Raw genomic sequence first — 24545 nt, 5'->3', positions numbered from 1 at the left:
CTGAAAGTGGCTTGCTGTCTGAGGCGGGAACCTAGTCCGAACACGATGCCGCGACAGGCCGGATGTCCGACAAAATAGTTATGGAACCCGCCCGCCGTTCCCGCGTTTGGCGCACGGTCCGCACCAAAAAATTCACAAAAGCGGGCTATGATGGGGCAAAGGCGGCACAGGGCGATCGTGGGCCAGCAGGCACCGGCCCGCAAAACCCTTCCGCGTGTTTTCGAGTGGAGACGGACATGAACGCAACCGCAGCATTCCGGGCGGCGCGCGTCCTCGTGGTGGAGGACGAACCCGTGATGGCGATGACCATTGGGGACTACCTGCGAGATCTGGGCTATGACGTGGTGGGACCCGCCACGCGGCTGGACGCCGCACTGGAACTGGCCCGGAACGAAGCGATCGACTTCGCCCTTCTGGACATCAACCTGCGCGACCATCTGTCCTTTCCCGTAGCGGACGCGCTGGCCGATCGCGGCATTCCCTTCATCTTCGCCACCGGCAACGGGCGCGAGGTTGTGACGGAACGGCACGCGGCGAACGTCATGCTGCGCAAACCCTATGATCTTTCGGATCTGGAACGGGCGCTGGGTGCGGCAGAACTGCATCTGGTCTGAGGCGCGGCTTGTCGCGGGGGATGCGGTCGTCTAAGCAAGGGTCAAAGGAAAGGGCCCTCATGCGTATCCTGATCACGAATGACGACGGCATTAATGCCCCGGGTCTGGCCGTTCTGGCCGAAATCGCGCAGGAACTGGCCGGTCCGGAAGGCGAAGTCTGGACCGTCGCCCCGGCGTTCGAACAATCGGGCGTGGGACATGCGATCAGCTACACCCACCCGACCCTGTTCGCCCAGCTGGGCCAGCGCAGCTTCGCCGCCGAAGGCAGCCCCGCCGATTGCGTGCTGGCCGCCATCCACGAGGTGTTCCAGGGCCAGAAACCCGACCTGATCCTGTCGGGCGTGAACCGCGGCAACAACTCGGCCGAGAATGTGCTGTATTCCGGCACCATCGGCGGTGCCATGGAAGGGGCCCTGCAAGGCGTCGCCTCCATCGCGCTGTCGCAATACATGGGGCCGGACACCCGCCTTCTGGAAGACCCGTTCGAAGCCGCCCGCGTCCACGGCGCGGCCGTCATCCGCCGCCTTCTGGACCGCGGGATCTGGGACGAGGCGCCCTACCGCCTGTTCTACAACATCAACTTCCCGCCCTGCGCGGCCGCCGACGTGAAGGGCACCCGCGTGGCGCCCCAAGGCTTCCGCACGGGATCGGGCTTCTCCACCGAACCGCACATCTCGCCTTCCGGCAAGCGCTTCCTGTGGATGCGCGGCGGCGAACAGGGTCCGGCCGAAGCCGGCAGCGACGCCACGCTGAACCTAGAAGGGTTCGTGACGGTGACCCCGCTGCGCTGCGACCTGACCGCCCATGACCGGTTGAGGGAGCTTGAGGCCGCCTTCGCATGACCGAGGACGAGGACAGCCTTGCCGAACGGAAGATGCGCTTCCTGTATGCCCTGCGGTCACGGGGGATCACGGACGGCCGCGTGTTGACGGCGATGGAAGCCATCGACCGCGGCGCCTTCGTGAAGGGCATCTTCGCCGATCGCGCGTATGAGGATACGCCCTTGCCCATCGCCTGCGGGCAGACGATCAGCCAGCCCTCCATCGTGGCGCTGATGACGCAGGCCCTGTCCCTGAACCCGCGTGACCGGGTGATGGAGATCGGCACGGGCTCCGGCTATCAGGCGGCGATCCTCAGCCAGCTGGCGCGGCGCGTCTACACCATCGACCGCCACCGCCGCCTTGTGCGCGAGGCCGAGGAGGTGTTTCAGGCGCTGAACCTGCCCAACATCACGGCCTTCACCGGCGATGGCAGCCACGGCCTGCCCGATCAGGCGCCCTTCGACCGCATTCTTGTCACCGCCGCGGCGGAGGATCCGCCTGGCCCCCTTCTGGCGCAGCTGAAGGTGGGCGGGATCATGGTCGTGCCCGTGGGCCAGACGGACGCCGTTCAGACATTGATCAAGGTCGTGCGGACCGAGGACAGCTTCGAATACGAAGAGCTCCGCTCGGTCCGGTTCGTGCCCCTTGTGGAGGGGCTGGCTTCGGAATGACGCAAGTCCTGCCGGCCATAGAAGGAAGAAGAATGTGAAGATCAAGCGCGTGGCGATGGTGCTGTCGGGAACGGTCCTGCTGGCGGCCTGCAACAACCCGGTCGACTTCGATCTGCGGAACGGGCTGAACACCGGCTCGGCGGCGATCAACGCGACGGATGCACGTCCCCAGCCCGACGCGCAGGGCGTGATCCGCTATCCGACCTATCAGGTGGCCGTGGCACGGCCCGGCGACACGGTGGGCTCCATCGCGGCGCGGGTCGGGGTTGATCCGGCGACGCTGGCCCAGCATAACGCCTTGGCGCCCGACACCGTCCTGCGCGGCGGCGAGGTGATCGCCCTGCCCCAAGGCACCGGCGGATTGGCCACGGCCAGCGCGGCGCCGATGGCGCCGGTGGCGACGGGCATCCAGACCGGCGCCATCGACGTGACGACGCTCGCCTCAAGCGCGATTGCCAGTGCACCGGTCAGCAGCGCGCCGGCGCCCAGTGCGGCCGTGCCTGCCGCTGCTGCCCCTGCCAGCGGATCGCAGCCGGCCCAGCACCGGGTCCAGCGGGGGGAAACGGCTTATTCCATCGCGCGCACCTACAGCGTGTCACCCAAGGCGCTGGCCGAGTGGAACGGGCTGGATGCGAACCTGTCGCTGCGCGAAGGTCAGGTCCTGATGATCCCGACGGGCGGCGCCGCCCCGGCCGCGACCCAGACGGCCGCCGCAGCGCCCGCAGCCGCCACACCGGCCGTTGCGACCCCCGCCGCGGCACCAAAGCCCACCACCTCGGGCGCGCGGTTCGCGATGCCCGCTTCGGGCAGCATCATCCGGCCGTATCAGAAGGGCAAGAACGAAGGGGTCGACATCGGCGCCCCCGCCGGCAGCCCGGTCGTGGCGGCGGCGGATGGCACCGTCGCGGCCATCACCAAGGACACGGATCAGGTCCCGATCCTTGTGCTGCGCCATCCCGACAACACACTGACCGTTTATGCCGGCATTGATGCCGTGGCGGTGGCGAAAGGGGCCAGCGTGACGCGCGGGCAGACCGTGGCAAAGATCCGGGCCACGAACCCGGCCTTCCTGCATTTCGAGGTGCGCAAAGGCTTCGAAAGCGTCGACCCGGCCCCCTACCTTCAGTAAAGGCGGATGCCCTTCCGCGCGGCCAGGTCGGTGAAGAACTGCCAGGCCACGCGGCCCGACCGCGATCCGCGCGTCGCCTGCCACTCGATCGCCTCGGCGCGCAGCGTGTCTTCCATGGGCACGCCGTAGGCCTGGCAATAGCCGTCGATCATCGCCAGATAATCGTCCTGCGAACAGGGATGGAAGCCCAGCCACAGCCCGAACCGGTCCGAAAGGGACACCTTCTCCTCCACCGCCTCGGCCGGGCTGATGGCGGTGGAACGCTCGTTCTCGATCATGTCGCGCGGCATCAGGTGCCGGCGGTTCGAGGTCGCGTAGAGGATGACGTTGTCCGGACGCCCTTCGATCCCGCCATCCAGCACGGCCTTCAGCGACTTGTAGTGCTGATCGTCATGGCTGAAGGACAGATCGTCCAGGAACAGGACGAAGCGATGGTTCGACCCGCGCAGAAGCGCCAGCAGACGCTGCACCGACGGCAGATCCTCGCGCGCCAGCTCCACCAGCTTCAGCGGCAGCCCTTCGGCCCGCAGCGCACCATGGATCGCCTTCACGAGAGACGACTTCCCCATCCCCCGCGCGCCCCAAAGCAACGCGTTGTTCGCAGGCAGCCCTTGGGCAAAATGGCGGGTGTTTTCCAGCAGGATGTCGCGCGCGCGGTTCACACCCACCAGCAGCCCCAGATCGACCCGCGCCACCCGCGTCACCGCGTCCAGCCGGTCCGGCGCGGTGTGCCAGATGAACGCGTCGGCCGCGTCAAGATCCGGTGCGGCGGGCAAAGGAGGCGAAAGACGCTCCAGCGCCTCGGCGATGCGAATCAGGGGGTCGCTCATTTCTTGGCGCTGTCCTCGGCTTCTTCGTCCTCGACCCACAGGCCCTCGGCCCGCAACTCCGCTTCGCGGCGTTTCTCGATGCGGCGGATCAGGAAGATCGACACCTCGTACAAGGGATAAACGGCGCAGAAGAGGATGATCTGGCTCATCATGTCCGGGGGGGTCGCGACGGCAGCCAGCACGAGGATCGCCACGATCGCGTATTTGCGCACCGAGGCCAGACCATCGGCCGAGATCAGCCCCGCCTTGCCCATCAGCGTCAGGAGCACCGGCAGCTGGAAGCACAACCCGAAGGCCAGGATGAACTTCATCGTCAGGCCCAGATATTCCTGCGCCGACCCTTGGAACACGATGCCCGCATGGACCGCCCGTTCGGCCACCTCGCTGGCGACCGGCGCCTCCTGCCCCTGCTGGAAGCTGAGGAAGAAGTCGAAGGCCATCGGAAGCACGACATAGTAGCTGAACGCGGCGCCCAGGAGGAACATGGCGGGCGAAGCGATCAGGAACGGCAGGAACGCGCTTTTTTCCGACTTGTAAAGGCCGGGCGCCACAAAGCGCCACATCTGGTAGCCGATGATCGGGAAGGCCAGCACGAGGCCCCCAAAGAACGAGATGTTGACCGAGATGAAGAAGCCTTCCTGCAGCTTGATCATCACGAGGCCGCAATCCTGCCCGCGCGTGTTCAGCGCGGTGCAGACAGGATGCGACAGGAAGTTGAAGACATGCTGCGCGAAGGGGAACACCACGCAGACCGCAACCACATAGGCCCCGAGAGCCCAAAGGACGCGGGTGCGAAGTTCCTTCAGATGTTCGATCAGCGGCGCGCTGCTGTCCTCGATCGTGTCTTCACGGCTCATGTATCGTGCTTCTTGGGCGTCGGGCGACGGGGGACGGGCTTGCGGACCGGAGCGGAGGCATCGACCTTCCGGCGGCGCACGGGTTCAGGACGCGGACGGACCAGCTTCGGTTCGGAAACGGGCTTCACATAGACGGCGGGCGACACGGGCTTCAGCGTTTCCACCGCAGGCGGGGCCGCGGTGACGGAAGCGGCGGAATGCCGAACCTCGTCCGTCTTGTCCGCATCGGCGCCAAAGCGGGTGGACCGCATCGGATCCCAGTTCTCGAACTTGGTCGCCGCGGTCTTGACCGCGTCCAGCCCAAGGGACCGGGCCGAGGTCATGTTCTTCAGATCGCCCGCCACGTCATGGACACCGGACTCCTTCGCTGCGTCTTCCATGGCGTTGGAAAACTCCCGCGCCATGGACCGCGCCTTGGAGGTGAAGCGGCCCATCTGCCGGAACATGTCCGGAAGATCCTTGGGCCCGACCACGATCAGCGCGATCGTCCCGATCAGGATAAGTTCGCTCCAGCCGATATCAAACATGGGTGCGGCCGATCAGACTTTCTTGCGCTCGGCCTCTTCGGGCGTCACGTCGCGGGCCTGGTCGACCCGCTGCTGGTCGGCTTCCTTGTCGCCTTCGTGCACGCCCTTCTTGAAGGCGGTGATGCCCTTGCCGACTTCGCCCATCAGCGACGACACCTTGCCGCGGCCGAACAGCACCAAAACGATCACAGCGATAAGAAGAAGGCCCGGAAGGCCGATATTGTTAAGCATGACGCAACCCCTTCACGCCGCCGACAAGGCGGTTTTGCCTTATCTAAGCGATTCAGGGGCGTGTTCAAAGCCCCATTCGCCCCGCCCGGCATCACAATCACATGGTCAGGTTGACGCTTCCGCCATCCACGAGGACGTTCTGCCCCACGATGTACCGCGCCTGCTGCGAGCAAAGGAAGGCGCAGATGGCGCCGAAATCGCCCGCATCCCCGTAACGTCCCGCCGGAATGGCGGCCTCACTGCGACGGCGGGCCTCGGCCTCGTCCACGCCTTCGCGGGCGGCGCGGCCCTTGTCCAGCGCCTCGGACCGGGCGGTGGCGTGGGTTCCGGGCAGAAGATTGTTCACGATCACCCCATGCGGCGCCACCTGCCGCGCCGTTCCCGCAACAAAGCCCGTCAGCCCCGTGCGCGCCGCGTTCGACAGGCCCAGTTGCGCGATCGGCGCCCGCACGGATTGCGAGGTGATGTTGACCACCCGCCCCCAGCCCTTTTCGATCATCTTCGGCATGATCGCCGTCATCATCGCGATGGGCGCCAGCATATTCGCGTCCAGCGCCTTCTGGAAATCCGCGCGGCCCCAGTCGGACCAGACGCCGGGGGGCGGTCCGCCGGCATTGTTCACCAGGATGTCCACGTCGCCCGCCACCGCCAGCACCTTGCGCTGGCCTTCCTCGCTCGCGATGTCGGCGGCCACGGTCCGCACGTCGATGCCATGGCGGCGCAGCCGTTCCGCGGCTTCGTCCAGCGGGCCTTCACTGCGGGCGTTCAGGATCAGGTTCACCCCCGCCTCGGCCAGCGCCTCGGCGCAGCCATAGCCCAAGCCCTTCGATCCCGCGCAGACCAGCGCCGTTTTGCCGCGAATACCCAGATCCATTCCATCTCTCCCAGTGGACGCGCATCGCGGGGTGATGTAAACCGCCGCCCATGCTGGACAACCGCCCCACCCTTCCGCCCGAGATTGCCCGCCGCCGGACCTTTGCGATCATCTCGCATCCCGACGCCGGCAAAACCACGCTGACCGAGAAGTTCCTGCTGTTCGGCGGCGCGATCCAGATGGCCGGCCAGGTCCGCGCCAAGGGCGAGGCGCGGCGCACCCGGTCCGACTTCATGAAGATGGAGCAGGAGCGCGGGATTTCCGTTTCCGCCTCGGCCATGTCGTTCGAATTCGGGAAATACCGCTTCAACCTGGTGGACACGCCCGGCCACAGCGACTTTTCCGAAGACACCTACCGCACCCTGACGGCGGTGGACGCGGCCATCATGGTGATCGATGGCGCCAAAGGCGTGGAATCCCAGACGCGCAAGCTGTTTGAGGTGTGCCGTCTGCGCGACCTGCCGATCCTGACCTTCTGCAACAAGATGGACCGCGAATCCCGCGACGTGTTCGAGATCATCGACGAGATCCAGGAGAACCTGGCCATCGACGTGGCCCCGGCGTCCTGGCCCATCGGCGTGGGCCGCGATTTCGTGGGCGCCTACGACCTGCTGCACGACCGGCTGGAGATCATGGACCGCGCCGACCGCAACAAGGTGGCGGAGTCGGTAAAGATCAACGGTCTGGACGACCCGAAGCTGGCCGACCACATCCCCGCCGACCTTCTTGCGAAGTTCCGCGAGGAGATCGAGATGGCGCGCGAGCTGCTGCCGTCCTTCGACCGCCAGTCCTTCCTGGAAGGGCACATGACGCCGATCTGGTTCGGCAGCGCCATCAACTCCTTCGGCGTGAAGGAGCTGATGGACGGCATGGGCGAATACGGCCCCGAGCCGCAGCCCCAGACCGCCAAGGAACGCCAGCTGGACGCGAGCGAAAGCAAGGTCGCGGGCTTCGTGTTCAAGGTGCAGGCCAACATGGACCCCAAGCACCGGGACCGCGTGGCCTTCGTGCGCCTCGCCTCGGGGCATTTCGAACGCGGGATGAAGCTGCTGCACGTCCGGTCGAAAAAGCAGATGGCGGTGTCGAACCCCGTGCTGTTCCTCGCCGCCGACCGCGAACTGGCCGAGGAAGCCTGGGCCGGCGACATCATCGGCATCCCGAACCATGGGCAATTGCGCATCGGCGACGCGCTGACGGAAGGCGAGGCGCTGCACTTCACGGGCATCCCCTCCTTCGCGCCGGAACTGCTGCAAGGCGTGCGCGCGGGCGATCCGATGAAGGCCAAGCACCTGGAAAAGGCGCTGATGCAGTTCGCCGAGGAAGGCGCCGCCAAGGTCTTCAAGCCGATGATCGGTTCGGGCTTCATCGTCGGCGTCGTGGGGGCCCTGCAGTTCGAGGTTCTGGCCTCGCGGATCGAGCAGGAATATTCCCTGCCCGTGCGCTTCGAACCGTCGCAATTCTCCTCGGCCCGCTGGGTGCAGGGGTCGAAGGTGGCGGTGGAAAAGCTGGTCAACGTCAACAAGGGCCACATGGCGACCGACAGCGACGGCGACACCGTGTTCCTGACACGCCTGCAATGGGACATCGACCGCGTGCAGCGCGACCATCCCGACGTGAAGCTGACGGCGACCAAGGAAATGATGGTCTGACCCTCCGCCCTGCAACGGACGGGGCGAAACCCGGCGGAACCTTGACCTTTTCACGTCTTTGCGATACTGCCGATCCAGGACCGGCAACGGTCCGCCGACGCCGGGACGCCCGGAGGATATGCGTCCCCTTTTTTTCATGCGGTCCGATACCGCATTCACAGGACGCCGATGACGAAATTTTCCGACCTCGCGCTGGACCCCCGCGTGCTGAAAGCCGTTCAGGAAGCGGGATACGAGACCCCCACGCCGATCCAGGCGCAAGCCATTCCGCATGCGCTGGAAGGTAAGGACGTTCTGGGCATCGCGCAGACAGGCACCGGCAAGACCGCAAGCTTCACGCTGCCGATGATCACCCTGCTGGGCAAGGGCCGCGCCCGCGCGCGCATGCCGCGCAGCTTGGTGCTGGCGCCGACGCGCGAACTGGCGGCCCAGGTGGCCGACAACTTCGACACCTATGCCAAGCACACCAAGCTGACCAAGGCCCTGCTGATCGGGGGCGTCGCCTTCGGCGAACAGGACAAGCTGATCGACCGCGGCGTGGACGTGCTGATCGCGACGCCCGGCCGCCTTCTGGACCATTTCGAACGCGGCAAGCTGCTGCTTCAGGGCGTGCAGATCATGGTCGTGGACGAAGCCGACCGCATGCTGGACATGGGCTTCATCCCGGACATCGAGCGGATCTTCAGCCTGACGCCCTTCACGCGCCAGACGTTCTTCTATTCGGCCACCATGGCGCCGGAAATCGAACGCATTACCAACACCTTCCTGCAAGGCGCGGTGAAGATCGAGGTGGCGCGCCAGAATTCCACCTCCGCCACGATCGAGCAGATGCTGGTTCCGGTCACGCCCTCGCGCAAGGACCGCAGTTCGGCCGACAAGCGCAACGTACTGCGCGACCTGATCCGCGCGGAAGGCGAAAGCTGCACAAACGCCATCATCTTCTGCAACCGCAAGATCGAGGTGGACGTGGTGGTGAAGTCGCTGAAGGCGCACGGCTTCAACGCCGGGGCGATCCACGGCGACCTGGACCAGCGCGTGCGCACCGCGACGCTGGACGGGTTCCGCGAGGGGACGATCCAGCTTCTGGTCGCGTCGGACGTGGCGGCACGGGGGCTGGACGTGCCTTCGGTCAGCCACGTGTTCAACTTCGACGTACCGACCCATCCCGAAGATTACGTGCACCGCATCGGCCGCACGGGTCGCGCCGGCCGCAAGGGCAAGGCCTTCACCTTGGCCACGCCATCGGACGAGAAATACGTGGCGGCCATCGAGGCGCTCGTCGGTCAGCCGATCCCAAGAGGAGAGACGCTCGTGGTTGCCGAAGACACGCCTGCGCCCGCCGCAGCCCCGACGCCCGGCCCCCGCCCCGAGCGGGAACCCCGCGCCGAACGCGAACAGCGGCGCGGCCGCAACAAGCGCGAAGACCGGGACCGAAACGAACCCTCCGCTGCCCCTGTCGCCAAGGATGGCCCGATTGTCGGCATGGGCGATCACATGCCTGACTTCCTGACGCGCAGCTTCGCCCTGCCGGACGCGACGCCCGCCACCGAAGACTGAATTGGAAGGCCGCGACCTGTTCGCGGCCTTTTCCTTTCGTTGCCAAAGAAAAAGGGTCGCTGCTTGTTGCAGCGACCCTTTTCCATGAAGGATAAGCCAGCGCCCGAAGGCGCCGCCGTTCCCGATCCTATTCGTCCTGCAGACGGGAGATGACGACCGTCACCTCGGGCTTCTTGCCGATCTCGTCCTGGCCGACCTGTCGTGCCATGCGCCGCAGCCCTTCTTCCAGACGATCGTCGTCGCGCAGAAGCTTGGAGCCTGCGCCTTCCAGATACTCGGTCAGCTCCCGCTCCAGCGTGTCGGAGAAGGGCGCGCCGTTCCGGCCCTTGGCCGCCAGACCCATGACCTCGACCCAGACCTCGCCCAACAGCTCGTCGGATTCGTCCAGAAGCAGCGTCACCAGAACATGGCCGTTCAAAGCCAGGCGGATCCGGTCGCGCACCACGCCGTCGAAGGCGCCGATCAGCATGCCGCCGTCCAGATAGATGCGCTTGGGCTCCACCCGCTCCACCGGAACGGGGGTGTTGCCGGTGATGTCCACCATCATGCCGTTGATGACCACCGCGCTGCGGATGCCGGCATCGGTGCCCAGACGCGCGTGCTGGCGCAGGTGGCGATGCTCGCCATGCATCGGGATCAGCATCTGCGGCTTCACGATGGAATGCACGGCCACGAGGTCGGGACGGTTGGCATGGCCAGACACGTGATAAAGGCCGCCCGCATCGTCCTGCAGGTTCACGCCCATTTCCGACAGCTGGTTCATGATCCGGCCCACCGGGCGTTCATTCCCCGGAATGGTGCGCGAGGAGAAGAGGAACGTGTCCCCTTCCTTCAGATCGATGCCCAGATACTTGCCGCGGGCCAACTGTGCCGTGGCCGCGCGCCGTTCGCCCTGCGAGCCGGTCACGATCAGCAGCACGTTGTCGCGCGGCATTTCCAGCACCTGCTCCGGGCTGATGGTGGGCGGGAAGTCCGTCAGGATGCCGGTTTCCTGCGCCGTGGCGACCATGCGGCGCATGGCGCGCCCCAGAAGGCAGATCGACCGGCCCGACGCCTGCGCCGCATCGGCCAGCGTCTTCAGGCGCGCCACGTTGGAGGCGAAGGTCGTCGCCACGACCATCCCGCGGGCGTTGCCGATCAGCTCGCGCAGCGGGCCGGCCAGCGTGCTTTCCGAACGGCCGGGATGCAGCGTGAACACGTTGGTGGAATCGCACATCAGCGCCTTCACCGGACGTTCCGACGCGATCGCCTCGAACGAGGCGGGATCCCACGGCTCCCCCACCACCGGGGCGGGGTCCAGCTTGAAATCGCCGGAATGGACGATGCGGCCCGCCGGCGTGTCGATCACCAAAGCGGAGCTTTCGGGGACCGAATGGCTCAGCGGGGCGAACTGGACCTGGAAGGGACCGGCCTCCACCGCGTGGGGGCGCGGTTCAACGATGGTGATCGTGTCGCGCGGAAGGCCCTGATCCTGCAGCTTGTGCTGGCCGATGGCGGCCGTGAAGCGGCGGGCATACACCGGCGCGTTCAGCTTGGGCCACAGATGCGCCAGCGCGCCGATGTGATCCTCGTGCGCGTGGGTGATGAAGATCGCCTCGATCCGGTCGGCGCGCGCTTCCAGCCACGACACGTCGGGCAGGATCAGATCCACGCCCGGCGTCGTGTCCATGTCGGGAAAGGTCACGCCCAGATCGACCACGATCAGCCGTTCGCGCCCGGGGGCGCCATAGCCGTAGACGTAGCAGTTCATGCCGATCTCGCCCGCGCCGCCAAGAGGGAGATAGATCAGCCGCTCGTTCGTCATGCCTTGTCCAGTTCCATGTTGTATTGGTGTATGAGGACCAGACCCTGCATGGTCAGATCGTCTTCCACCGTGTCAAATAGGTCGAACCCCTGATCAAACAAAGGGGCAAGCCCGCCGGTTGCGATAACCTTCAGCGGACGTTCGCGTTCCAGCCGTATCTGGCGGACGATCCCTTCCACCAGGCCGATATACCCCCAATACACGCCTGACTGCATGCAGGCCACCGTATTCGTGCCGATGGCGGAGGCCGGACGGCTGACGTCCACGTGCGGCAAGGCCGCCGCCGCCATGTGCAGCGCCTCAAGGCTCAGGTTCACGCCGGGGGCGATCACGCCGCCGATATAGGCACCATCCCGGTCCACCACGTCGAAGGTGGTGGCCGTGCCGAAGTCGACGACCACCAGATCGCCCCCATGGCGATGGAAGCCCGCCACCGTGTTCACCAGCCGGTCCGGCCCGACCGTCGTTCCCGGATCGACGCGGGGCGCGACGGGCAGGCGGCATTCGGGCTTGCCCACCACCAGCGGGCGGCAGTTGAAGTAGCGGTTGCACAGGACGCGCAGGTTGAACACCACCCGCGGCACGGTGGAGGAGATGATCGCTTCCGTCACCCCCGGCTCCACCCCCGCCAGCCGCATCAGGCCGGTTAGCCAGACGAAGTATTCGTCCGCCGTGCGGGTGTGATCGGTGGAGATGCGCCATGTGCCGACGAAATCGCCGTTCCACAGGGAAAACACGGTGTTGGTGTTGCCGCAGTCAATGGCCAGAAGCATGCGCGCGCTCCGCAAAGAAGATGTCGGCGGCGGGTATGAGCATGGGACCCTCCGCCGTGTCAAGGAGCAGCGCCCCGCTGGCGTCGATGGTCCGGAAGACGCCTTCATAGGTCGCGGACATGGTGCGGGCGACGATCCGTTCGCCAAGGCGGGCGGCGTGGGACAGGAAGTCACGGCGGATCGTGTCGAAATCCGCGGCCAACTGCGCTTCGCGCAGGGCGAAGGCCGGTGCCAGACGATCCAGAAGCTGCGACGGCGCGACGTGCAGGCCGGTTTCGGCCTTCAGGCTGACGGGGCGCAGGGCTTGCGGTTCCACGCCTTCGGCCGGCGGCGCCCCGATCAGGTTGACGCCGATTCCGACCGCCAGCCGCCCCGCCTGCCCTTCCAGCAGGATGCCGGACAGCTTGCCGCCGTTCAGAAGCACGTCATTGGGCCATTTCAGGGCAAAGACCTGCGGCAGGCCGGTCAGGGCCACCAGCGCGTCCCGCAGCGCCAGCGCGGCCACGAAGGACCGCAAGGCCATCCGCTCCGGCGGATCGTCCGGGGTCAGGATCAGGCTGCCATAGAAATTGCCGGGCGGGCTGGACCAGGCACGCCCCCGCCGCCCGCGCCCGGCCGTCTGCTCCCCTGCCAGCACCCAGGCCGGCACCTCTGGCAGGCGAAAACCGAAAGCATTCGTGCTGTCGACGGTGTCGAGCGTGTGACGCCCGACACCCTTGGGCCAGTCAGCGGACAAGAGACTGGGCCGCGACGGCGGCCGCGCCCTCGACCCCGAACAGGTTCACGACGCCCAGCAGCATGATCGCCGCCGAGGCCATGAGGACGACCCACTGGGTGCGCCCCATCCCGGTGTCGAGCGTGCTGTCCTCTTTCCCGAAATACATCAGGAAGACGACGCGGAGGTAGTAGTAGGCCGCCACCACCGACCCCAGCACGCCCAGCAGCGCCAGCCAGGTGTATCCGGCATCCACCGCCGCCTTCAGCACGTAGAATTTCGCAAAGAAGCCGATGAAGGGCGGAACGCCGGCCATGGACATGAACAGCGCCAGAAGCGCCAGCGCCTTGGCCGGCTCCTTCTTGGCATACAGGCTCAGGCTGTCGATGCGGGTGGTGGCGACGCCATCGCGCGCCATGGTCAGCATGAAGGCGAAGGTCCCCACGCTCATCACGACATAGATCGCGATGTAGATCAGCATGGCCTGCACGCCCTGCGCCGTCCCCGTGGCCAGCCCCATCAGGGCAAAGCCCATGTGGGAGATGGAGGAATAGGCCATCAGACGCTTCAGGTCCGTCTGCCCGATCCCCGCGACCGATCCGATGAAGATCGACAGGACGGCGATCACCGCCAGCACCTGCCCCCATTCGCCCGGCACGCTGCCAAAGGCGTCGAAGACCAGGCGGGCCAGGAAGGCCAGACCCGCCACCTTGGGCGCCGTGGCGAAGAAGGCGGTCACCGGCGTCGGCGCGCCTTCATAGACGTCGGGCGTCCACATGTGGAACGGCGCGGCCGAGATCTTGAAGGCGATCCCCGCCAGCATGAACACCAGACCGAAGAGCAGGCCCACCGGCATCCCCTGCCCCAGCGAGGAGAGGATGCCCGCGAACTGCGTCGTGCCGGCATAGCCATAGGTCAGCGACGCGCCATACAGCAGCATCCCCGAGGACAGGGCGCCCAGGACGAAATACTTCATACCGGCTTCGGATGATTTCGGGCTGTCGCGCCGCAGGCTGGCCACGACATAAAGGGCAAGCGACTGCAGCTCGATCCCCATGTAAAGCGCGATCAGGTCGCCTGCCGACACCGTGATCATCATCCCCACGATCGAAAGGGAGATGAGGATCGGGTATTCGAACAGCATCAGCCCGCGCCGCGTCAGGTAGCTTTGGCTGATCACCAGCACGGCCGCGCCCGACAGCAGGATCATGACCTTGGTGAAGCGCGCGAACTCGTCCTCCACGAACATGCCGAAGAAGGCGACATGGTCATTCGGCCCCGACAGGGACACGAAGAAGGCCAGCAGCACGTAGACGGCCGCCGTCGCCCACATCAGCAGGGGCGCCGTGCGATCCTTGCCCGCGAACGCCCCCACCAGGATGGCGCCGAGCGAGAAGAGCGTGAGCAGGAACTCGGGGAGGATGGCGGAAAAATCGGCGTGGGTCATCGTCGTCCCCTAGTTCGCTGCGGCCTGGATGCCCGCATCGGCGGGCAGCGCGGCCTGATAGGTCTGCGTCAGTTGCGCAGTGGAAGCCCCGATCACGTCGGTGACCAGCGCGGGATACAGTCCCAGCAGAAGCACGAACAGCACCAACGGGGCGAAGATCGCCTTTTCGCGCCCGCTCAGGTCGGTCACGGATTTCAGGGCCTCCTTGATCAGGTCGCCCAGCATCACGCGGCGGTACAGACGCAGCCCGTACCCGCCGGCGAAGATCACGCCCGAGGTGGCGACCAGCGCCACCCAGGTGTTCGCCTGGAAGGCCCCCATCAGCGTCAGGAACTCCCCCACGAAGCCGGAGGTGCCGGGCAGGCCCACATTGGCCATGGTGAAGAACATGAACACCAGCGCATAGGCGGGCATCCGGGCCTGCAGGCCGCCGAACGCGTCCACGTCCCGCGCTCTCAGGCGATCGATCACGACGCCCGCGCACAGGAACATCCCGGCCGAGATGAAGCCGTGCGACACCATCTGGAAGATGGCGCCGTCGATCCCCTGCTGGTTGGCCGAAAAAATGCCCAGCGTCACGAAGCCCATATGGGCGATGGACGAATAGGCGATCAGCCGCTTGATGTCATGCTGCACGAAGGCCACGAGCGAGGTGTAGACGATCGCGATCGCCGACAGCCACAGCATCAGGCCCTGCATCACCTCCGACCCCACGGGGAACATGCCCAGAGAGAAGCGCAGGAAGCCGTAGCCCCCCATCTTCACGAGGATGGCCGAAAGGACGACCGTCGCCGCCGTGGGCGCCTGAACATAGGCGTCCGGCTGCCAGGTGTGCAGCGGCCACATCGGCAGCTTCACGGCAAAGCTGGCGAGGAAGCCAAGGAACAGCAGCGTCTGAAGCCCGCCCATCACCGTGATCCCTGCCACCGTCATCGGGGCGGAGGCGAAGTCATGCTGCAGCAGCGCCACGATGTCCGTGGTCCCTGCGTCGAAATACATGGCGATCATCGCCACCAGCATCAGGACCGAGCCGAGGAAAGTATAAAGGAAGAACTTGAACGCCGCGTAAAGCCGCTGCCGCCCGCCCCAGATGCCGATCAGCAAGGCGCCTGGGATCAGCGTGCCTTCGAAGAAGACGTAGAACAGCACCAGATCCAGCGCCGCGAAGACGCCGATCATCAGCGTTTCCAGCACGAGGAAGGCGATCATCATCTCCTTCACGCGGTGTTCGACCTTCCAGCAGGCGCCGATCACGACCGGCATCAGCACCGTGGTCAGCAGCACGAACATCACGGAAATGCCGTCCACCCCCATCTTGTAACGCAGGCCGCCGATCCAGGCGTGATCCTCCACGAACTGGAAGCCGGGATTGGACCCATCGAACCCGAAATACAGGAACAACGAGATCAGGAAGGTCGCGACCGTGGCCAGCAGCGCCAGCCACTTGGCGTTCTTGCGCGCGGCTTCATCCTCGCCGCGCAGAAAGACGGCCAGGATCAGCGCCGCGATGGCGGGGATGAAGGTGACGATGGAAAGAAGGCTGTCCATCAGCGCGATCCCCCTGTGAAGCTGACCCAGGTGACCAGGGCGGCGACGCCCAGAACCATGGCGAAAGCGTAATGGAACACATAGCCGGACTGCATCCGCTGCGCGAGCCGGGTGATTGCCGGGATGAGGCCGAGCGATACCCCGTTCACCACGCCGTCGATCCCGCGATCATCGCCGCGCCGCCAGAACCACGACCCCAGACGCTGCGAGGGGCGCACGAAGATCGCCTCGAACAGCTCGTCGAAGTACCACTTGTTCAGCAGGAAGGCATGAAGACCTCGCGCGCTGGTGGCCAGGCGCGCCGGCATGCCCGGATCGCGCAGATACATCAGCCAAGCCAGAACCAGACCCACCAGCATCGCCACGAAAGGCGACGCGGCGACCCAAGCCGGGCCCTCATGCGCCTCGTGCAGGACGTGGCCGTTCATGGCCAGGCTTTCGCCGAACCACGCGCGGACGGTCTCTTCCTCTCCGAAGAAGACGTTGCGCCAGACCACGCCAGCCAGAACCGCACCGACCGACAGCACCGCCAGCGGGATCAGCATGCTGCGGCCCGATTCATGGGCATGGGCATGAAGCTCCGGCTTGCGCGGGGTGCCGAAGAAGGTCAGGAACATCAGCCGCCAAGAATAGAAGGCCGTCATCGCCGCCGCGATCACCAGCATCCAGAAGACGAGGCCGGAGTTCACCCATGCCACCTCGATGATGGCGTCCTTGGACACGAAGCCGGCAAAGCCGATATAGGTGAAGGGAATGCCCACGCCGGTGATGGCCATGGTCCCGATCATCATCGCCCAGAACGTGGCCGGCATCTTCTTGCGAAGGCCGCCATAGTTGCGAAGGTCCTGATCGCCATTCATCCCATGGATAACGGAGCCGGCCGCAAGGAACAGCAGCGCCTTGAAGAAGGCGTGGGTCAGCAGGTGGAACATGGCTGCCGAATAGACGCCCATCCCCGCCGCCACAAACATGTAACCGAGCTGCGAGGCGGTCGAATAGGCGATCACGCGCTTGATGTCGTTCTGAACAAGGCCAACCGTGGCCGCGAAGAAGGCGGTCGCCGCCCCCATGACCACGACCAGCGCCTGCGCGTTCGGCGCCACTTCGTAGATCGGGGACATGCGGCAGATCAGGAACACGCCGGCAGTGACCATGGTCGCCGCGTGGATCAGGGCGGACACCGGGGTCGGCCCCTCCATTGCGTCGGGAAGCCATGTGTGCAGGCCCAGCTGGGCCGATTTGCCCGCCGCGCCGATGAACAGCAGCACGCCCACGATGGTCGCCGCGTTCCATTCGATCGACAGGAAGGACAGCGAGGTCGTCGCCATGTCCGGCGCGGCCGCGAAGATGTCATCGAAGCGGACGGAATCCGCCAGGAAGAACAGCGCGCCGATGCCCAGAAGGAAGCCGAAATCGCCCACGCGGTTCACGACGAAGGCCTTGATGGCCGCCGCGTTCGCGCTGGTCTTGCGGTAATAGAAGCCCACCAGAAGATAAGAGACGAGACCCACGCCTTCCCAGCCGAAGAACAGCTGCACGAGGTTGTCGGCCGTGACCAGCGCCAGCATCGCGAAGGTAAACAGCGACAGGTAGGCGAAGAAGCGGGCCTTGTAGGCCTCCCCCTCGCGGAAGTTGTGGTCGTGCGCCATGTAGCCGAAGCTGTAAAGGTGCACGAGCGCGGACACCGTGGTCACCACGATCAGCATCACCGCCGTCAGCCGGTCCAGACGGATCGACCAGTCGGTGGACAGGCTGCCGCTTTCGACAAAGCGCATCAGGGTGGTGTGCACGGTACCGCCGTCGAAGCCGAGGAAGACGATCCAGGACAGCGCTGCCGCCACCGCGACCAGCGCCGTGGCGATCACCTGCCCCGCCAATTCCCCGATCCACCGCCAGCACAGGCCGCAGATCAGCGCGCCCAGAAGAGGCGCCAGAAGGATGATGGTCGTCATGCGCTCAACCCTTCATCACGTTGACGTCTTCGACGTCGATCGTGCCCTTGTTGCGGAAGAAGGTCACGAGGATCGCAAGACCGATCGCCGCTTCGGCCGCAGCCACGGTCAGTACGAACATGGTGAAGATCTGTCCCGTCAGATCGCCCAGATGGCTGGAAAAGGCGACAAGGTTGATGTTCACCGCCAGCAGCATCAGCTCAATCGACATCAGGATGACGATGACGTTCCTGCGGTTCAGGAAGATGCCGAAGATCCCGATGACGAACAGCGCCGCCGCGACCACGAGGTAATGTTCCAGTCCGACCATCCTACAGCCCCTGCCCCGATTTCACGTCCTTCAGCTCCATCGCCTTGGCCGGATCGCGCCACATCTGGTGCAGCACGTTCTGCCGCTTCACGTCCGACCGGTGGCGCAGCGTCAGCACGATAGCGCCCATCATGGCGACCAGCAGCACCAGTCCTGCCATCTGGAACAGCAGAAGGTAGCGGTCGAACAGCACCATCCCGATGGCGCGCGTGTTTTCCATGTCCGTCGGCGTCACGGTCTGGCGCAGCCCAAGCGCCCCGTCCGACTGGACCCAGGCGCCCACGCCCAGCACCAGCTGGACCAGCAGGATCAGCCCGATGAAGCCGGCGATGGGCACATAGCGCAGCATCTGGCCCTTCAGGTCGCCGAAATCGACATCCAGCATCATGACGACGAACAGGAACAGCACTGCCACGGCGCCGACATAGACGATGATCATCAGCATCGCGACGAATTCGGCCCCCAGCAGGACGAACAGCCCGGCCGAGGACAGGAACGCCGTGATCATCCACAGCACCGCATGCACCGGATTGCGGGAGATGGTCACGCAGATCCCCGCCACGATCGTGACGATGGCGAAGGCGTAGAAGGCGAAGATTGCGAAGGTCATGGCATCCTCACCGGTACGGAGCGTCAAGCTCGAGGTTGCGGGCGATCTCCGCCTCCCACCGCGCGCCGTTGTCGAGAAGCTTCTGCTTGTCGTAGAACAGCTCCTCCCGCGTCTCGACCGAGAATTCGAAGTTCGGGCCTTCGACGATGGCGTCCACCGGGCAGGCCTCCTGGCAGAAACCGCAATAGATGCACTTCGTCATGTCGATGTCGTAGCGCGTGGTGCGGCGGGACCCGTCCTCGCGCGGTTCGGCATCGATCACGATGCACTGGGCGGGGCACACCGCTTCGCACAGCTTGCAGGCGATGCAGCGTTCTTCGCCGTTGGGATAGCGGCGCAGGGCGTGTTCGCCGCGGAAACGCGGGGACAGCGGGCCCTTTTCATGCGGATAATTGATCGTTTCTTTCGGGGCGAAGAAATACTTGAACCCCAGCTGGAAGCCCTTGATGAAATCAAACAGCAGCGCGTATCGGGTCGCGCGACCCCAGTCGATGGCCTGAGTCATTGTCAGCCTCCCATCGCCCAGCGGGCCCAGAAGCCGCCGAACACTTCGAATTTCGCAAGAAACGCCACAAGCACGACCCAGCCCAGCGACAGCGGAAGGAACACCTTCCAGCCGATGCGCATCAACTGGTCATAGCGGTAGCGCGGCGTGATCGCTTTCACCATCGCAAACAGGAAGAAGAAGAACGCCATCTTCAGCACCATCCAGATCACCCCGTCGGGCAGGCCCGGGATGGGCGACAGCCAGCCGCCGAAGAACAACAGCGACAGCAGCGCGCACATCAGGAAGATCGCGATGTATTCCCCCGCCATGAACAGCAGGAACGGGGTGGAGGAATATTCCACCTGGTAGCCCGCGACCAGTTCGGATTCCGCTTCCGGAAGGTCGAAGGGCGGGCGGTTCGTTTCGGCCAGAGCCGAGATGAAGAACAGCACGACCATCGGCAGATGCGGCAGCCAGTACCAGTTCAACAGGCCCAGATCGCCGTCCTGCGCGCGCACGATGTTGCCGAAGTTCATCGACCCGGTGGAGATGATGATCCCGATGATGATCAGCCCCAGCGACACCTCGTACGAGATCATCTGCGCGGCGGAGCGGAGCGAGCCGAGGAACGGATACTTCGAGTTCGACGCCCAGCCCCCCATGATCACGCCATACACCTCCAGCGAGGAGGCGGCGAAGACGAAGAGCACGGCCACGTTGATGTCCGACAGCACCCAGCCATCGGCAAACGGGATCACGGCAAAGCCGAACATCGCGAGGATGAAGGACAAAAGCGGCGCGAGGAAGAAGACGAAGCGGTCGGCGCCGGCCGGAACCACGATCTCCTTCACGATGTATTTCAGCGCGTCGGCGAAGGTCTGCAGCAGGCCCCACGGCCCCACCACGTTCGGACCGCGCCGCATCTGCACCGCCGCCCAGACCTTGCGGTCGCCATAGACCATGAAGATCAGCGAGATCATCACGAAGGCGACCACGCCCAGCGACTGCAACGCCGTCAGCAGCGCGATGCCCAGTCCCGTTTGAAGAAAATCGGCCATGATGTCCCCCTACACCGTCGGAATCGACTGCGCCTTGCAGTCGGCCACGGTCGGTGCCGCCTCGATGATGGCCCCAGTCTGCGGCCGGTCGGCCGAGATGAGGTAGATCGCGTCGGCCTTCCAGCCGGCCCCGCGGTCGTCGATGTTGGTGCGGATGCGGCGGACATAGCTTTGCCCGCGCACCAGCGCGTATTGTGCCGCCGCGCAATCGGTATAGGCGTCGATGTCCGCCGCGGCGCGCGGACGTTCAATCGCCACCCGGAAGCCGACCAGATCGTCGGAAATCCGCATCGTCTGCACCCCAAGGTAACGGGGCGCGGGAAGCGGATCCCGTCCCTCCCTTGGCGCAGGAACCTCCTGCGGCAGGGTCGAGGCGCAGGCCGTCAGTCCCATCACCGCCACAAGCGCCACCGTTCTCATTCGGCCGCCATCGGGGCCGCGGCCCGCTGCGCCGCAAGCGACGACAGTTCGGCCATGAGGACGGAGGCCCGCGCGATCGGGTTGGTCAGGTAGAAATCGCGCACGACGGTGCGGAAATCGGCTTGCGCCGGCTCGCGCAGCTTCAGCGGTTGCCATGCGTTCTCCGGCACTTGGTCGATCCGGCCCAGATGCGGGACGGCGGCCACCATGCGCTGGCGCAGCTGCCCCAGCGTGTCGAAGGGCATGGCGGCGCCCAGTTCGGCCGACAGCGCGCGCAGGATCGCCCAGTTTTCCTTGGCCTCGCCGGGCGGGAAGCCCGCGCGCAGCGCCAGTTGCGGACGGCCTTCGGTGTTCACGAACAGGCCGTTTTCTTCCGTGTAGGCGGCGGCGGGCAGGATGATGTCCGCCCGATGCGCGCCACGGTCGCCATGGCTGCCCTGATAGATCACGACCGGACCCGGCGCGATGTCGATCTCGTCCGCGCCGAGGTTGTAGACCACCTCGGCCCCTTTCAGGGCGGCGGCCATGCCGCCTTCGGTCACGGCGCCCACATCCAGGGCACCCACGCGCGATGCGGCGGTGTGCAGGACCAGCAGGCCCGCGCCCGTCGCTTCGGCGAAGGCCATGGCCTGCCCCAGCACCGCGGCCCCGTCGGCCTCGGTCAGCGCGCCCTGCCCGACGATGACGATGCCACCCGCGTCGGCCTCGGCCTCGCGCACAAGGCGGGTCAGGCTGTCGCGGCCCGCGCCCAGATGGGTGTAGTCATAGGTCAGGTCCGCGGCCACGCCCACCAGCGACACCGCAGCCCCGGCCAGCCAGGCCTTGCGGATGCGGGCGTTCAGGACCGGCGCTTCCAGACGCGGGTCGGTGCCGATCAGCGTGATGCGCCTGGCGGTGTCGATATCCTCGATCCGGGCGGTGCCGACATAGGCCGAACGGTTGCCGGCCGGAAGGCGCGCGCCATCCGTGCGGCATTCGACGCGGCCGTTCTGGTTTTCCAACATCATCTTCAGCGCGAAGGCCGCTTCCGTGGGGACCAGATCGCCGATCAGGCCCGTCACCGGCTTGTTGCGCATCGCGTCGGCGGCGGCGCGCAGCGCCTCCCCCCAGGTGGCGCGGCGCAGCTTGCCGTTTTCGCGGATGTAGGGCGTGTCCAGACGCTGGCGGCGCAAGCCGTCCCAGATGAACCGGCTCTTGTCGCTGATCCACTCCTCGTTCACGCCGTCATGGTTGCGCGGCAGGATGCGCATCACTTCGCGCCCCTTCGTGTCCACCCGGATGTTCGATCCAAGGGCGTCCATCACGTCCACGGATTCCGTCTTCGACAGTTCCCACGGGCGCGCGGTGTAGGCGTAGGGCTTCGACGTCAGCGCCCCCACCGGGCACAGGTCGATGATGTTGCCCTGAAGGTTCGAATCCAGCGTCAGGTTCAGGTAGGAGGTGATCTCCGCATCCTCGCCCCGCCCGGTCTGGCCCATCTGGCTGATGCCGGCCACCTCGGTCGTGAAGCGGACGCAGCGCGTGCAGGAAATGCAGCGTGTCATCGCCGTCTTGACCAGCGGGCCGAGGTTCAGCTCCTCCGACACGCGCTTGGGTTCGCGATAGCGCGAGAAGTCGACCCCGTAGGCCATCGCCTGGTCCTGAAGGTCGCATTCGCCCCCCTGGTCGCAGATCGGGCAATCCAGCGGGTGGTTGATCAGGAGAAACTCCATCACCCCTTCCCGCGCCTTCTTCACCATGGGGGAGTTCGTCTTGACGACCGGCGCCTCGCCGTTCGGGCCGGGCCGCAGATCCTTGATCTGCATGGCGCAGGACGCGGTGGGCTTCGGCGGGCCGCCCACCACTTCCACCAGGCACATCCGGCAGTTGCCCGCAATGGACAGCCGTTCGTGATAGCAGAAGCGCGGCACTTCGACGCCCGCGTATTCAGCGGCCTGCAGGATCGTCATGGATCCGTCGACTTCGTATTCCACGCCGTCGATGCTGATCTTGCGAAGGTTGCTCATGTCCGGTCCCCCCGGTCAAAACGTGTCATCGACAAGCCCCCTCGAACACCCAGTTCGGGGCCTGGTATTTCCCGACCACGGTCGGGTTGAAGCGCAGCATCCGGTTCGCGCAGGCCCGCGCGGCCACGTCCTTGGCCAGCTTGCCCTCATCCTCGCCCAAGGGGTCGACCGGATTGTAGACGGCCATCGTCATCCCTTCCACCGGCACGACGCCCTGGCGCGTGATGCGATGCCCGATCCCGGCCGGTTGCAGGACGGACACGAAATTGCCGTCCTGAAGGCTGGGCGCGGGCGGACGCGCCGCTTCCGCCGCGCAGCCCGCAAGGGCCAGCAATGCCATGATGCCCGCTGCTGCCTTCATTCCGCGGCCATCGCCCCCATGCGGCCGGTGCGCTTGGCCTTGATGCGGTCCTCGATTTCCTCGCGGAAGTGACGAACGAGGCCCTGGATCGGCCAGGCCGCCGCGTCGCCCAGGGCGCAGATGGTGTGTCCCTCGATCTGCTTGGTGACGTTGATCAGCATGTCGATCTCCTCGACCTCCGCCTCTCCGCGCACCAGACGGTCCATCACGCGCATCATCCAGCCCGTGCCTTCGCGGCACGGCGTGCACTGGCCGCAGCTTTCGTGCTTGAAGAACTTCGACAAGCGCCAGATCGCCTTGATGACGTCCGTGTTCTGATCCATCACGATCATGCAGGCCGTCCCGAAGGACGACTTGTTCTCGCGCATCCAGTCGAAGTCCATCAGCGCGTCCTCGCACAGATGGGCCGGCAGGATCGGGCAGCTGGCGCCGCCGGGGATGACCGCCTTCAGGTTCTTCCAGCCGCCGCGGACGCCGCCGCCGTAGCGGTCGATCAGTTCGCGCATCGGGATGGACATGGCTTCTTCCACCACGCAGGGCGTGTTGACGTGGCCGGTCATCGCGAACAGCTTGACGCCCACGTTGTTCGGACGCCCGAAGCTGGAATACCAGTCCGCGCCGCGCCGCAGGATCGTCGGCACGACCGAGATCGATTCCACGTTGTTCACCGTCGTGGGGCAGCCATACAGGCCCGCGCCCGCCGGGAACGGTGGCTTCATGCGGGGCATGCCCTTCTTGCCTTCCAGGCTTTCCAGAAGGGCCGTCTCCTCGCCGCAGATATAGGCGCCGGCGCCGTGGTGCACGAAGACGTCGAAGTGATACCCCGACCCGCAGGCGTTCTTGCCCAGGAAGCCCGCATCATACGCCTCGTCCACGGCGGTCTGCAGGCTTTCCTTTTCGCGGATGTATTCCCCGCGCACATAGATGTAGGCGGCCACCGCACCCATCGCAAAGCCTGCGATCAGCGCGCCTTCGACCAGATGGTGCGGGTCGTGGCGCAGGATCTCGCGGTCCTTGCAGGTGGCGGGTTCGGATTCGTCGGCGTTGATCACCAGATAGGACGGACGCCCGTCCGAATTCTTCGGCATGAACGACCACTTCAGGCCGGTCGGGAAGCCCGCCCCGCCCCGGCCGCGCAACCCGCTCGCCTTCACCTGATCGATGATCCAGTCCCGCCCGTTGGCAAGGATGCCGCCCGTGTTGTCCCACAGCCCCCGCTTCTGCGCGCCCGCAAGCGTGCGCTCATGCATGCCGTAGATATTCTGGAAGATCCGGTCCTGATCCTTCAACATCT

Annotated in this window: 25 protein-coding genes; 6 read left to right on the top strand and 19 right to left on the bottom strand. The window is 65.8% G+C overall.

Features of this window, described 5'->3' with window-relative positions; translation table 11 throughout:
* The first annotated feature begins 236 nt into the window (after positions 1 to 236).
* The 4 genes from ACSHZY_RS07230 to ACSHZY_RS07215 are packed head-to-tail and all read left to right on the top strand — an operon-like array spanning position 237 to position 3235.
* On the top strand, positions 237 to 614 hold the full coding sequence (locus ACSHZY_RS07230; protein ID WP_435167458.1) for a response regulator: 378 nt from the start codon (positions 237 to 239) through the stop codon (positions 612 to 614).
* Positions 615 to 673: 59 nt separating this feature from the next.
* Positions 674 to 1456 carry a 5'/3'-nucleotidase SurE gene (surE, locus tag ACSHZY_RS07225; protein ID WP_435167455.1) on the top strand — a complete coding sequence of 261 codons (783 nt, stop codon included), beginning with the start codon at positions 674 to 676 and terminating at the stop codon, positions 1454 to 1456.
* The gene (locus ACSHZY_RS07220; protein ID WP_435167452.1) at positions 1453 to 2106 is read left to right on the top strand and encodes a protein-L-isoaspartate(D-aspartate) O-methyltransferase; all 654 of its coding nucleotides are present in this window, start codon (positions 1453 to 1455) and stop codon (positions 2104 to 2106) included. The genes surE and ACSHZY_RS07220 overlap by 4 nt, the downstream gene beginning before the upstream one ends.
* 55 nt (positions 2107 to 2161) lie before the next feature.
* Entirely contained in the window at positions 2162 to 3235 is a 1074-nt protein-coding gene (locus ACSHZY_RS07215) for a LysM peptidoglycan-binding domain-containing protein (protein ID WP_435167870.1), read from the top strand.
* Here the strand turns inward: ACSHZY_RS07215 and ACSHZY_RS07210 are convergent.
* The 5 genes from ACSHZY_RS07210 to ACSHZY_RS07190 all read right to left on the bottom strand — a co-directional run bounded on the left by ACSHZY_RS07210 (position 3229) and on the right by ACSHZY_RS07190 (position 6554).
* A complete protein-coding gene (locus ACSHZY_RS07210) occupies positions 3229 to 4065 on the bottom strand; it encodes an ATP-binding protein (RefSeq protein WP_435167449.1) in 837 nt (278 codons plus the stop codon). The two genes, ACSHZY_RS07215 and ACSHZY_RS07210, sit on opposite strands and share 7 nt — an antisense overlap.
* The gene (gene tatC / locus ACSHZY_RS07205) at positions 4062 to 4922 is read right to left on the bottom strand and encodes a twin-arginine translocase subunit TatC (protein ID WP_435167447.1); all 861 of its coding nucleotides are present in this window, start codon (positions 4920 to 4922) and stop codon (positions 4062 to 4064) included. The genes ACSHZY_RS07210 and tatC overlap by 4 nt, the downstream gene beginning before the upstream one ends.
* Entirely contained in the window at positions 4919 to 5449 is a 531-nt protein-coding gene (gene tatB, locus ACSHZY_RS07200; protein WP_435167444.1) for a Sec-independent protein translocase protein TatB, read from the bottom strand. Before tatB ends, tatC begins: the two co-directional genes overlap by 4 nt.
* 12 nt (positions 5450 to 5461) lie before the next feature.
* Entirely contained in the window at positions 5462 to 5680 is a 219-nt protein-coding gene (locus ACSHZY_RS07195; RefSeq protein WP_435167442.1) for a twin-arginine translocase TatA/TatE family subunit, read from the bottom strand.
* A gap of 97 nt (positions 5681 to 5777) precedes the next feature.
* Positions 5778 to 6554 (bottom strand): SDR family oxidoreductase, encoded by a 777-nt coding sequence (locus tag ACSHZY_RS07190; protein WP_435167439.1) that lies wholly within the window; start codon positions 6552 to 6554, stop codon positions 5778 to 5780.
* A 50-nt stretch (positions 6555 to 6604) separates the two neighbouring features.
* On the opposite strand from ACSHZY_RS07190, the gene ACSHZY_RS07185 reads away from it, so the two are divergent.
* Entirely contained in the window at positions 6605 to 8203 is a 1599-nt protein-coding gene (locus tag ACSHZY_RS07185) for a peptide chain release factor 3 (protein WP_435167436.1), read from the top strand.
* A 168-nt stretch (positions 8204 to 8371) separates the two neighbouring features.
* Positions 8372 to 9760: a DEAD/DEAH box helicase gene (locus ACSHZY_RS07180; protein ID WP_435167434.1), complete on the top strand. Its 1389-nt coding sequence runs from the start codon at positions 8372 to 8374 to the stop codon at positions 9758 to 9760.
* A gap of 127 nt (positions 9761 to 9887) precedes the next feature.
* On the opposite strand, the gene ACSHZY_RS07175 is transcribed toward ACSHZY_RS07180, so the two are convergent.
* From ACSHZY_RS07175 to nuoF, 14 genes are read right to left on the bottom strand one after another with little or no spacing between them, the layout of a single operon-like run.
* On the bottom strand, positions 9888 to 11564 hold the full coding sequence (locus ACSHZY_RS07175; protein ID WP_435167431.1) for a ribonuclease J: 1677 nt from the start codon (positions 11562 to 11564) through the stop codon (positions 9888 to 9890).
* Positions 11561 to 12337: a type III pantothenate kinase gene (locus ACSHZY_RS07170; protein WP_435167428.1), complete on the bottom strand. Its 777-nt coding sequence runs from the start codon at positions 12335 to 12337 to the stop codon at positions 11561 to 11563. The genes ACSHZY_RS07175 and ACSHZY_RS07170 overlap by 4 nt, the downstream gene beginning before the upstream one ends.
* Positions 12321 to 13073: a biotin--[acetyl-CoA-carboxylase] ligase gene (locus ACSHZY_RS07165; protein ID WP_435167425.1), complete on the bottom strand. Its 753-nt coding sequence runs from the start codon at positions 13071 to 13073 to the stop codon at positions 12321 to 12323. The genes ACSHZY_RS07170 and ACSHZY_RS07165 overlap by 17 nt, the downstream gene beginning before the upstream one ends.
* The gene (gene nuoN / locus ACSHZY_RS07160) at positions 13063 to 14499 is read right to left on the bottom strand and encodes an NADH-quinone oxidoreductase subunit NuoN (RefSeq protein WP_435167422.1); all 1437 of its coding nucleotides are present in this window, start codon (positions 14497 to 14499) and stop codon (positions 13063 to 13065) included. Before nuoN ends, ACSHZY_RS07165 begins: the two co-directional genes overlap by 11 nt.
* Before the next feature lie 9 nt (positions 14500 to 14508).
* Entirely contained in the window at positions 14509 to 16047 is a 1539-nt protein-coding gene (locus tag ACSHZY_RS07155; protein WP_435167418.1) for an NADH-quinone oxidoreductase subunit M, read from the bottom strand.
* Positions 16047 to 17999, bottom strand: coding sequence for an NADH-quinone oxidoreductase subunit L (gene nuoL / locus ACSHZY_RS07150; protein ID WP_435167415.1), 1953 nt, complete (start codon positions 17997 to 17999; stop codon positions 16047 to 16049). Before nuoL ends, ACSHZY_RS07155 begins: the two co-directional genes overlap by 1 nt.
* Positions 18000 to 18003: 4 nt before the next feature.
* Complete coding sequence (gene nuoK / locus ACSHZY_RS07145; protein WP_435167413.1) at positions 18004 to 18309, bottom strand: NADH-quinone oxidoreductase subunit NuoK; 306 nt, start codon at positions 18307 to 18309, stop codon at positions 18004 to 18006.
* Position 18310: 1 nt separating this feature from the next.
* Positions 18311 to 18919 (bottom strand): NADH-quinone oxidoreductase subunit J, encoded by a 609-nt coding sequence (locus tag ACSHZY_RS07140; protein ID WP_435167410.1) that lies wholly within the window; start codon positions 18917 to 18919, stop codon positions 18311 to 18313.
* Between the two features lie 7 nt (positions 18920 to 18926).
* Positions 18927 to 19424 carry an NADH-quinone oxidoreductase subunit NuoI gene (gene nuoI, locus ACSHZY_RS07135; protein WP_435167407.1) on the bottom strand — a complete coding sequence of 166 codons (498 nt, stop codon included), beginning with the start codon at positions 19422 to 19424 and terminating at the stop codon, positions 18927 to 18929.
* Positions 19425 to 19426: 2 nt separating this feature from the next.
* The gene (nuoH, locus tag ACSHZY_RS07130; protein ID WP_435167404.1) at positions 19427 to 20464 is read right to left on the bottom strand and encodes an NADH-quinone oxidoreductase subunit NuoH; all 1038 of its coding nucleotides are present in this window, start codon (positions 20462 to 20464) and stop codon (positions 19427 to 19429) included.
* A gap of 9 nt (positions 20465 to 20473) precedes the next feature.
* Complete coding sequence (locus tag ACSHZY_RS07125) at positions 20474 to 20884, bottom strand: hypothetical protein (protein WP_435167401.1); 411 nt, start codon at positions 20882 to 20884, stop codon at positions 20474 to 20476.
* Positions 20881 to 22890, bottom strand: a complete 2010-nt coding sequence (nuoG, locus tag ACSHZY_RS07120) for an NADH-quinone oxidoreductase subunit NuoG (protein WP_435167398.1) — start codon at positions 22888 to 22890, stop codon at positions 20881 to 20883. The genes ACSHZY_RS07125 and nuoG overlap by 4 nt, the downstream gene beginning before the upstream one ends.
* Before the next feature lie 25 nt (positions 22891 to 22915).
* Positions 22916 to 23251, bottom strand: a complete 336-nt coding sequence (locus tag ACSHZY_RS07115) for a hypothetical protein (RefSeq protein WP_435167395.1) — start codon at positions 23249 to 23251, stop codon at positions 22916 to 22918.
* Positions 23248 to 24543, bottom strand: coding sequence for an NADH-quinone oxidoreductase subunit NuoF (gene nuoF / locus ACSHZY_RS07110; RefSeq protein WP_435167392.1), 1296 nt, complete (start codon positions 24541 to 24543; stop codon positions 23248 to 23250). The genes ACSHZY_RS07115 and nuoF overlap by 4 nt, the downstream gene beginning before the upstream one ends.
* Positions 24544 to 24545: the final 2 nt, after the last annotated feature.

This window comes from Falsirhodobacter sp. 1013 (assembly GCF_051195255.1).
GTDB lineage: Bacteria > Pseudomonadota > Alphaproteobacteria > Rhodobacterales > Rhodobacteraceae > Falsirhodobacter.
The sequence above is the reverse complement of the archived record's forward strand: the minus strand, read 5'-3'. Positions and strand labels throughout refer to the sequence as shown.

Bases quoted from the DNA above. Each gene is read 5' to 3' on its own strand.
- ACSHZY_RS07140 (WP_435167410.1), bottom strand. From the start codon at position 18,919: ATGACCTTCGCAATCTTCGCCTTCTACGCCTTCGCCATCGTCACGATC.
- ACSHZY_RS07185 (WP_435167436.1), top strand. From the start codon at position 6,605: ATGCTGGACAACCGCCCCACCCTTCCGCCCGAGATTGCCCGCCGCCGG.
- ACSHZY_RS07115 (WP_435167395.1), bottom strand. From the start codon at position 23,251: ATGAAGGCAGCAGCGGGCATCATGGCATTGCTGGCCCTTGCGGGCTGC.
- tatB (WP_435167444.1), bottom strand. From the start codon at position 5,449: ATGTTTGATATCGGCTGGAGCGAACTTATCCTGATCGGGACGATCGCG.
- nuoK (WP_435167413.1), bottom strand. From the start codon at position 18,309: ATGGTCGGACTGGAACATTACCTCGTGGTCGCGGCGGCGCTGTTCGTC.
- ACSHZY_RS07230 (WP_435167458.1), top strand. From the start codon at position 237: ATGAACGCAACCGCAGCATTCCGGGCGGCGCGCGTCCTCGTGGTGGAG.
- ACSHZY_RS07170 (WP_435167428.1), bottom strand. From the start codon at position 12,337: ATGCTTCTGGCCATTGACTGCGGCAACACCAACACCGTGTTTTCCCTG.
- nuoN (WP_435167422.1), bottom strand. From the start codon at position 14,499: ATGACCCACGCCGATTTTTCCGCCATCCTCCCCGAGTTCCTGCTCACG.
- nuoI (WP_435167407.1), bottom strand. From the start codon at position 19,424: ATGACTCAGGCCATCGACTGGGGTCGCGCGACCCGATACGCGCTGCTG.
- surE (WP_435167455.1), top strand. From the start codon at position 674: ATGCGTATCCTGATCACGAATGACGACGGCATTAATGCCCCGGGTCTG.
- nuoH (WP_435167404.1), bottom strand. From the start codon at position 20,464: ATGGCCGATTTTCTTCAAACGGGACTGGGCATCGCGCTGCTGACGGCG.
- ACSHZY_RS07125 (WP_435167401.1), bottom strand. From the start codon at position 20,884: ATGAGAACGGTGGCGCTTGTGGCGGTGATGGGACTGACGGCCTGCGCC.
- ACSHZY_RS07210 (WP_435167449.1), bottom strand. From the start codon at position 4,065: ATGAGCGACCCCCTGATTCGCATCGCCGAGGCGCTGGAGCGTCTTTCG.
- ACSHZY_RS07215 (WP_435167870.1), top strand. From the start codon at position 2,162: ATGGTGCTGTCGGGAACGGTCCTGCTGGCGGCCTGCAACAACCCGGTC.
- nuoF (WP_435167392.1), bottom strand. From the start codon at position 24,543: ATGTTGAAGGATCAGGACCGGATCTTCCAGAATATCTACGGCATGCAT.
- ACSHZY_RS07175 (WP_435167431.1), bottom strand. From the start codon at position 11,564: ATGACGAACGAGCGGCTGATCTATCTCCCTCTTGGCGGCGCGGGCGAG.
- nuoL (WP_435167415.1), bottom strand. From the start codon at position 17,999: ATGACGACCATCATCCTTCTGGCGCCTCTTCTGGGCGCGCTGATCTGC.
- ACSHZY_RS07220 (WP_435167452.1), top strand. From the start codon at position 1,453: ATGACCGAGGACGAGGACAGCCTTGCCGAACGGAAGATGCGCTTCCTG.
- ACSHZY_RS07155 (WP_435167418.1), bottom strand. From the start codon at position 16,047: ATGGACAGCCTTCTTTCCATCGTCACCTTCATCCCCGCCATCGCGGCG.
- nuoG (WP_435167398.1), bottom strand. From the start codon at position 22,890: ATGAGCAACCTTCGCAAGATCAGCATCGACGGCGTGGAATACGAAGTC.
- ACSHZY_RS07180 (WP_435167434.1), top strand. From the start codon at position 8,372: ATGACGAAATTTTCCGACCTCGCGCTGGACCCCCGCGTGCTGAAAGCC.
- tatC (WP_435167447.1), bottom strand. From the start codon at position 4,922: ATGAGCCGTGAAGACACGATCGAGGACAGCAGCGCGCCGCTGATCGAA.
- ACSHZY_RS07190 (WP_435167439.1), bottom strand. From the start codon at position 6,554: ATGGATCTGGGTATTCGCGGCAAAACGGCGCTGGTCTGCGCGGGATCG.
- ACSHZY_RS07195 (WP_435167442.1), bottom strand. From the start codon at position 5,680: ATGCTTAACAATATCGGCCTTCCGGGCCTTCTTCTTATCGCTGTGATC.